The following is an 8,486-nucleotide window of genomic DNA, read 5'->3' on the forward strand; positions in this document are numbered from 1 at the left end:
TGGGGTATCGCCAAGCGGTAAGGCACCAGGTTTTGATCCTGGCATTCCCAGGTTCGAATCCTGGTACCCCAGCCATCTACTATCCCCTCTTGTTGCAAAAAATCATCTTAAAGAAATAAAAAATGGCTATGTAGCTCAGTTGGTTAGAGCACAACACTCATAATGTTGGGGTCACAGGTTCGAATCCCGTCGTAGCTACCATTTCTTTTGTTGTTGGGGTATCGCCAAGCGGTAAGGCACCAGGTTTTGATCCTGGCATCCCCAGGTTCGAATCCTGGTACCCCAGCCATTCCTTTTTTTTCTTCCTTATCTTTCTAATACAGTCTCTTTTTAATTCGCTTATTTTCATTATCATTTTTATTAATAAATTAAATCAAGTTTAGATGATTAGATAATAAATCCGTTTTTCTTACTGAAAACCAATTTATTGCATCAAAATTTGCATGTTTATGCACTTTTTCAGTAGAATCGTACTCTTTTTTCATGTTTTTATTTTATTAAATCTCGTGGATACTAATTAACCAGTGACTTAATCGTTTTAAATGTTAACTAAGCAACATTTCGCCCATAAAATTTACTTTTGCATAACTTTTCTATTAAATCTGTGACTTTAATCATTTCTATTTAACTGTTGAAAGTGGTAACCTGCGCTCGAATTGTAGTTAGGTATGATTGGTGACAAATAAGTCACTGGAAAACTCACTCCCATCTTCCGTTCCATTAATTAGTTCTCAAAAACTCAAATAAAAGTTTTAAACCTAATAATTATAAATTGCCAAAACGCAACATTTTTACAGAGAAAATTTATGCGAAACATGATAAAGCAACCAATATATAAAATCTTATATGTTCAGGTCATCGTAGCCATCGCCTTAGGTATTGCGCTAGGCCACTTTTTCCCAGACATTGGAGAGTCACTAAAACCGCTTGGTGATGCATTCATCAAAATCGTTAAAATGATCATCGCACCAGTTATCTTCTTAACAGTGGTAACAGGTATCTCAGGCATGTCAAACATGAAGGCTGTGGGTAGCGTTGCGGGTAAATCAATGCTCTACTTCATTACCTTCTCTACTGTCGCACTCATTATTGGTCTCATCGTTGCGAACGTCATTCGCCCAGGTGATGGCTTAAATATTGACCCAGCAACCCTCGATAGCACAAAAGTAGCAGGTTACGTTGCCAAAGCACACGAGTCATCAATTGTTGGCTTCTTGATGAACATTATTCCTGATACCGTGATTAGTCCGCTGGTAAACGGTAACATTCTTCAGGTTCTGTTTATTGCCGTTATTTTCGGATTAGCATTAGCAGCAACAGGCAAGCACGGGGAGCCAATTGTTAAGTTACTGCAAAACTTCTCTGAACCTGTGTTCAAAATGGTTGCGATGCTAATGAAACTCGCACCAATCGGGGCATTCGGTGCAATGGCATTTACCATTGGGAAATATGGGATCTCATCTATTGGCAACTTAATGATGCTGATAATGACGTTCTACATCACCTCTTTACTCTTTGTATTACTGGTATTAGGGGCTGTTGCAAAATATAACGGTTTCTCAATCATTGAGTTGATTAAATACATCAAAGACGAACTTTGGTTAGTTTTAGGTACCTCTTCTTCTGAAGCAGCACTGCCAAGCTTAATGAGAAAAATGGAGCATGCAGGGTGCGAAAAATCCGTTGTGGGTTTAGTGATCCCAACAGGCTACTCATTTAATCTTGACGGTACCAACATCTATATGACCATGGCGGCTTTGTTTATCGCACAAGCTACCAATATCGAGCTCACGATTTGGGAACAAATCTCCTTGTTGCTCGTTGCCATGATCAGCTCAAAAGGTGCAGCGGGGGTAACAGGTGCAGGGTTCATTACCTTAGCCGCAACACTGATGGTTGTACCAAGTATTCCAGTTGCTGGTATGGCCTTAATTCTTGGTATTGACCGCTTTATGTCAGAGTGCCGGGCATTAACCAACTTAGTCGGTAATGCTTGCGCATGTATCGTGGTTGCACGTTGGGAAAAAGAGCTAGATACCGAGAAACTGGCTCATGCATTCTCAGCAAAAAATGAAACGTTAGATTCAGTGATTACTGAAGATGACAGCATTAATACCAAAGAAAAAATCGCGGTTGATCTTGGAAATCCTAAATAGGATCGAGCATTTCTTCTGATAAAACTTGATAGCTATCCCAAAAAACCTCTCAATCATGAGAGGTTTTTTATCTCTCACTTTCTACAACTTTTTTAAAACGATATACAAGATTAAAACCTGATAAATCACAATTTAAATTTATATTATTTAAAACTAATAAAAGGTGAAATTGAGTTATTTTAAATAAACAGTTAATTAGTAATACGTATGAATTATATAAAGGATATATTCTGTGATTATAGGTATTATTAGTGACATCCATCAAAACTCGGCCGAAGATAAAACAGTCTTAGCACAATCAATTATTAATATTGCAAACTGTGGGGCGACTGCCCTGCTCATGGCGGGAGATATTGGTGACTATCACGCCAATAGAAAAGAGGCATTGCAAACCTTCCAGAATAATTTCCCAACGAAATACCATCAAAATCTATTACTCATGCTTGGAAACCATGATGTTAGAACTGGAGCAGCTTCTGACGGTTCATTGGATCCAGACCTTATTGAGATATATCACGACTATCTTGATAATTGCCGCGTATCACGCTACGAAGGTACGATGTGCATAGATGCATGGATCGGAGGCTATCACTTTTTATGCTTAAACACTGATGTTGGCCTAAAGGATGAAATGGAGCTGAACGCTAATTCGCTCGCATGGTTAAAAGAAAAATTACCTGAGGGCGCAGTAGCGGATAAACCTATCTTTGTACTCACTCATCAAGCCTTTAACTCAACACATTGGCGAGCAGGCTTATTTGGTGGTTTTGGAAACCAAGATGAAGAATTAAAACAGATTTTTTTAGATTATCCCCAAATTATTTTACTGAGCGGACACATTCACAATGGCTTTGGGACAATTGAGTTCATTCAGCGACCTTTTGGAACACTCATTGAGATCCCAAGCCTTACTAAAGGTGAAAACGGCGTCACCACATCAGGAACAGGTTATTTATTAAAAGTCAGTGATGATAAACTTATCTTTGAAGCATGGAACTTCTATCATAATACTCAACTACCTGAATATGGCCATGCAATCCATTTACCCACACTATCTGTTCTCGCAAAAAAACTGGAAAACAATGATGATGAGGACAAACCTCGTTTATTAGCAGAAGCAAATTCATTAATGAATAAAAAATATCATAATGATATACCAAGTGGTGATGCGACCTATAGACCACAAGAACATTATGGGCTCGAGAAAAACTACAGCCCTGAGACTTGGGATAATATTAATTCACTTCGCAAAAAAATAATCGATCTCAAAACTAATATTGAATATCACGAAGTATCATTTGAAAATACAGAAATTATCACTCAAAACATGCTCAATGAAGCCTTAGCCTTATCTGATAATATTGCCATATACTTAAAAGACGGTCATTGGTCTCCTGAAATATACATTTCCGATGTAAATAAAAAAAATCAAACCATCAAAATAAACTCCTCTGCGGGTTATAAGAGCACCGTAATTACATCTCAAGAGACTTTTGTTATTTCCAAAGGGGAAGAATACTTATTAAAATCAAAAGCCTTTTTTGATATCCAAAAAACAAAATAACCTTGTTTATCATTCAAACATTATCTCACCCTAAAGTATTAGGGTGTTTAGAGTGAAATATTTCACTAAACATGAAAGCACTTATCATTTACAGCCCTAATGCATATTTCAGGGCAAGTTTTTTCGCTTCCCCAGCTCTTTGAGCCGCCATCAACCCTAGGTTTCTCAACATTTTTAAACCTGGAAGATTCTCGCTAAACGCCATATAGAACACATCCATTCCTGCTTGCATGACCAAATTATCAGGCAAACGGCGACGCTGATAGCGCTTTAAGACATCAACAGAATACCAAGGTTGCAAATATTCACGTGCGTAACTCACCACATTCAGCAAACTCTCTACATCACGATAGCCTAAATTAACCCCTTGCCCAGCTAAAGGGTTGATTGTGTGCGCTGCATCGCCAATCAATGCTAAACCATCAATAACATAACGGTTAGCATGGTGACGTGTTAAGGGGAATGCCCCTGATGCAATTGCGGTCACCTTGCCCAAACGCTCAGGGAACGCTTCCGAAATCGCACCAGTGAGTTGTTCCATGGACATACTTTGCAAACGTCTAATCTTTGCTGGGCTGTCATACCAGACCAATGAGGCCCAATTATTGTATAACGGTAAAAATGCCCTCGGGCCTGATGGGAAAAATTGCTGCCACGTTTTGTCTTGTTGAGGTTGTTCTGTTTGAATGGTAATCAACATACAAGCTTGGCGATATTGCCAACCGCGGCTGCCAATCCCTGCCATTTTACGCACTTGGGAATTTGCGCCATCTGCGCCCACAACTAATTTTGCTTCTAACAGACGGTTATCATCGAGTTCTAATCGCCACGCTTTTTGGTTTTTGGGTTGGTATAAATTCACCAGCTTTGCGGGGCAAATAAGTTCTAAATTACTGTATTGTTGGCACTCTTGCCATAAAGCAAGCTGCAAGACTCGGTTTTCAACCATAAAACCTAGCTCTGGCAAACCAAGGCTTTGGGCATCAAACACCACATTGCTATCGGGTTCTTCCCATGTTTCTAATTGGCGATAAGGCACACTGCGCATGACTTCTACATGCTGCCATGCACCGAGTTGCTTTAATAATTCGACTGAAGCGCGGCTAATTGCCGAAATGCGAACATCTGGGGTACTGTGTGGCTCAAATGGTGCAGGTTGTGCCTTCTCAAGCAAAGCCACCTTCATCCCTTCTTGGGCAAAGCCCAATGCCGCCGCTGCGCCTGTCATTCCCGCACCTACCACGACAACATCATAAGATTCGATTTGTTTATTCATCACATTGGCCACTATTTATGAATTGATTGCCGTATTGTACCGAAAATTTATTACCCTCGCAGACAATATCTCCACTTGAACTCTAGTCACTGAAGCCCCAAATGAATACAATACGTCCTAATTTTTAAAACAATAGGCAAATTGCCTGCCCTTAAATTTCGTGAAGTGATATTATTTCTTGCTATCTTTGCATTTATCCCATCATACAATGATGTTCTTAATCAAAATGCAAACGAGTTCCCAAAAGAGGGTAGGACTTTGGATTTACAACGCGTTTCGGGGTCCATTACACTAGCCGCTTCGAAAACACCGGATATACGACATGTCGACGAATAAAAAGTTATACATTAAAACGTGGGGCTGCCAAATGAATGAGTATGACTCATCCAAAATGGTCTCTTTATTAGAAAGTACCCACGGTTATCAACTAACTGAAGTTGCTGAAGAAGCAGATTTACTCCTGCTCAATACCTGCTCAATTCGGGAAAAAGCCCAAGAAAAAGTCTTCCATCAGCTTGGTCGTTGGAAGTTTTTTAAAGATAAAAACCCTGACATCATTATTGGTGTCGGTGGCTGTGTTGCGTCCCAAGAAGGGGATTTTATCCGCCAACGTGCGCCGAGTGTTGATATTGTCTTTGGCCCACAAACATTGCACCGTCTTCCAGAGATGATAAACCAAGTGCAAGGTACACGCAGCCCAGTTATTGACATCAGCTTCCCTGAAATTGAGAAGTTTGACCGTTTGCCTGAGCCACGCGCTGAAGGCCCAACGGCATTCGTTTCTATTATGGAAGGCTGTAATAAATACTGTACTTTCTGCGTAGTACCTTATACCCGTGGTGAAGAAGTTAGCCGCCCTTGTGACGATATTTTATTCGAAATCGCACAATTAGCCGCGCAAGGCGTACGTGAAGTCAACTTATTAGGTCAGAACGTTAACGCTTACCGCGGTGAAACCTTTGATGGCGAAATTTGCTCATTCGCAGAATTACTGCGTTTAGTCGCGGCTATTGACGGTATCGACCGTGTTCGCTTTACCACTAGCCACCCAATTGAATTTACTGACGATATCATCGAAGTTTACCGTGATACGCCTGAATTAGTCAGTTTCTTACACCTACCTGTGCAAAGTGGTTCTGACCGCGTTCTCACCATGATGAAACGTGCTCATACTGCACTGGAATACAAAGCCATTATTCGCAAACTGCGCGAAGCGCGTCCTGGTATTCTTATCAGCTCTGACTTTATCGTTGGTTTCCCAGGTGAAACGACTGATGACTTCGAAAGAACGATGAAACTGATTGCTGACGTGAATTTTGACATGAGCTACAGCTTTGTCTATTCCGCGCGTCCTGGCACGCCAGCAGCAGATCTCCCTGACGATGTCACTGAAGAAGAGAAAAAACAACGTCTATACTTATTACAGCAGCGCATTAATCAGCAAGCATTGAGCTTCAGCCGCCAAATGGTGGGTACCGTTCAACGTATCTTAGTTGAAGGAACATCCCGTAAAAATGTTATGGAGCTTTCTGGTCGTACTGAAAATAACCGTGTTGTGAACTTTGAAGGCACGCCAGATATGATCGGTAAGTTTGTGGATGTTGAGATTGTAGACGTCTATACCAACTCATTACGCGGTAAAGTTATTCGTACAGAAGATCAAATGGGCCTTCGCGTTCACGAATCACCAGAATCTGTTATTGCACGCACCCGTAAAGAAGATGAGCTAGGTGTTGGCAGTTTCCAGCCCTAAGCCACAACCATAGGATATTCAGTGACCGAGACAAAAAATTTGCAAATCGCAACACAAGAAATCTTTCTAGAACCCGCAGATAATCAACGTTTAATGAGCCTCTGCGGGCCATTTGACGATAATATCAAGCAGCTAGAACGCCGCCTTGCTATCGAAATTAATCGCCGTGATAACCGCTTTAAGTTATCGGGTAAGCCACTTAATGTACAAGCGGCGAGCAAAATTTTGCGTCAACTGTATGTCGATACCGCGCCTGTGCGCGGTGTTATTCCTGATATCGACCCTGAAAATATTCACTTGGCCATTTTGGATAGCCGCATTTTAGAGCAATCCGCCGAAAGCGTTCCAGACTACGGCAAAGCGGTGAATATCAAAACCAAACGTGGCGTGATAAAGCCTCGCACACCAAACCAAGCGCAATATATTGCCAATATTTTGGACCATGATATTACCTTCGGTATTGGCCCTGCAGGAACGGGGAAAACCTATTTAGCGGTAGCTGCTGCGGTCGATGCCTTAGAACGCCAAGAAGTTCGCCGCATTTTGCTTACGCGCCCTGCCGTTGAAGCTGGTGAAAAACTGGGCTTCTTACCTGGGGATTTAAGCCAGAAAGTCGACCCATATTTACGTCCGCTTTATGATGCGCTATTTGAGATGTTAGGCTTTGAAAAGGTTGAAAAACTGATTGAGCGCAACGTGATTGAAGTTGCCCCGCTGGCATACATGCGTGGTCGTACTTTAAATGATGCATTTATTATTTTAGATGAAAGTCAAAACACCACCATCGAGCAGATGAAAATGTTTTTGACGCGGATTGGGTTTAACTCCAAAGCGGTTGTGACTGGTGATATCACACAAGTCGACTTACCGCGCGGCAGTAAATCAGGTCTACGCCATGCCATTGAAGTGCTCTCTGGCGTGGATGATTTAAGCTTTAATTTCTTCCACAGTGAAGACGTAGTTCGCCACCCTGTCGTTGCCAAAGTTGTTATGGCCTACGAAGCGTGGGAAGAACAAGATAACAAGCGCCGTCAACAGTTACGTGAAGAAAAAGAACAGCAAAAAGAGCTGGAAAAGCAGGAAAACCAATAAATGAGTGACATCATTCTCGATTTACAAATTGCGTGTGAAAACCCTGAAGGTTTACCTTCTGAAGCACTATTCGAGCGCTGGTTAGCCGCTGTGTTACCAAAATTCCAAGCTCAAAGCGAAGTCACTATCCGTGTTGTCGATGAAGCGGAAAGTCATCATCTCAACCTCACTTATCGTGGAAAAGATAAACCCACTAATGTGTTATCTTTTCCTTTTGAAGCACCACCTGAAATTGAGCTTCCTCTGCTCGGCGATTTAATTATTTGTCGCCAAGTAGTTGAACAAGAAGCTATTGAACAGCAAAAAAGTGCCGAAGAACATTGGGCACATATGGTGGTTCACGGCTGCTTGCATCTGTTAGGTTATGACCATATTGAAGATGATGAAGCTGAAGAAATGGAAGGTTTAGAAACCGAAATTTTGGCTGAATTGGGTTATGAAGACCCCTATCTTGCAGAAAAAGAGTGACCTAACTATAATTTTTTAGGCATCTTTTACGAAGAATGCATTATTTTACAAAAAACTGATGGTAATTTTGCAGATAAACCACCGGTTTTATGCTAAAAAAGAATGAAGTAAGCTGTTTTTATTAACTAACTAACGCTCTAAGTACTTTACCTGCTAACTTTTTTGTATGAGCATACG

6 protein-coding genes and 3 tRNA genes are annotated in these 8,486 nt (G+C 41.2%); 8 read left to right on the plus strand and 1 reads right to left on the minus strand.

Translation table 11 applies throughout. The features are described 5' to 3' along the window. The 5 genes from PSF27_RS19385 to PSF27_RS19405 all read left to right on the plus strand — a co-directional run bounded on the left by PSF27_RS19385 (nt 1) and on the right by PSF27_RS19405 (nt 3,720). A tRNA-Gln gene (locus PSF27_RS19385) sits at nt 1-75 on the plus strand. 49 nt (nt 76-124) lie between these two features. Continuing rightward, nucleotides 125-201: transfer RNA gene (locus tag PSF27_RS19390), tRNA-Met, on the plus strand. Nucleotides 202-214: 13 nt separating this feature from the next. Then, nucleotides 215-289, plus strand: a tRNA-Gln gene (locus tag PSF27_RS19395). Between the two features lie 517 nt (nt 290-806). Then, on the plus strand, nt 807-2,156 hold the full coding sequence (locus PSF27_RS19400; protein ID WP_272516367.1) for a dicarboxylate/amino acid:cation symporter: 1,350 nt from the start codon (nt 807-809) through the stop codon (nt 2,154-2,156). Nucleotides 2,157-2,388: 232 nt separating this feature from the next. Beyond that, on the plus strand, nt 2,389-3,720 hold the full coding sequence (locus tag PSF27_RS19405) for a metallophosphoesterase family protein (RefSeq protein ID WP_272682090.1): 1,332 nt from the start codon (nt 2,389-2,391) through the stop codon (nt 3,718-3,720). Nucleotides 3,721-3,808: 88 nt separating this feature from the next. On the opposite strand, the gene ubiF is transcribed toward PSF27_RS19405, so the two are convergent. Continuing rightward, the gene (gene ubiF, locus PSF27_RS19410; RefSeq protein WP_272682091.1) at nt 3,809-4,996 is read right to left on the minus strand and encodes a 3-demethoxyubiquinol 3-hydroxylase; all 1,188 of its coding nucleotides are present in this window, start codon (nt 4,994-4,996) and stop codon (nt 3,809-3,811) included. A 322-nt stretch (nt 4,997-5,318) separates the two neighbouring features. Here ubiF and miaB point away from each other — a divergent pair, with 322 nt between their 5' ends. From miaB to ybeY, 3 genes are all read left to right on the plus strand, one after another. Continuing rightward, nucleotides 5,319-6,749, plus strand: a complete 1,431-nt coding sequence (miaB, locus tag PSF27_RS19415; protein ID WP_206085280.1) for a tRNA (N6-isopentenyl adenosine(37)-C2)-methylthiotransferase MiaB — start codon at nt 5,319-5,321, stop codon at nt 6,747-6,749. A 93-nt stretch (nt 6,750-6,842) separates the two neighbouring features. Then, the gene (locus PSF27_RS19420) at nt 6,843-7,841 is read left to right on the plus strand and encodes a PhoH family protein (protein WP_371007839.1); all 999 of its coding nucleotides are present in this window, start codon (nt 6,843-6,845) and stop codon (nt 7,839-7,841) included. Beyond that, nucleotides 7,842-8,309, plus strand: coding sequence for an rRNA maturation RNase YbeY (gene ybeY, locus PSF27_RS19425; protein WP_206085279.1), 468 nt, complete (start codon nt 7,842-7,844; stop codon nt 8,307-8,309). Nucleotides 8,310-8,486 lie beyond the last annotated feature (177 nt).

It is taken from the genome of Providencia sp. PROV129 (assembly GCF_028482245.1).
Taxonomy (GTDB): domain Bacteria; phylum Pseudomonadota; class Gammaproteobacteria; order Enterobacterales; family Enterobacteriaceae; genus Providencia; species Providencia vermicola.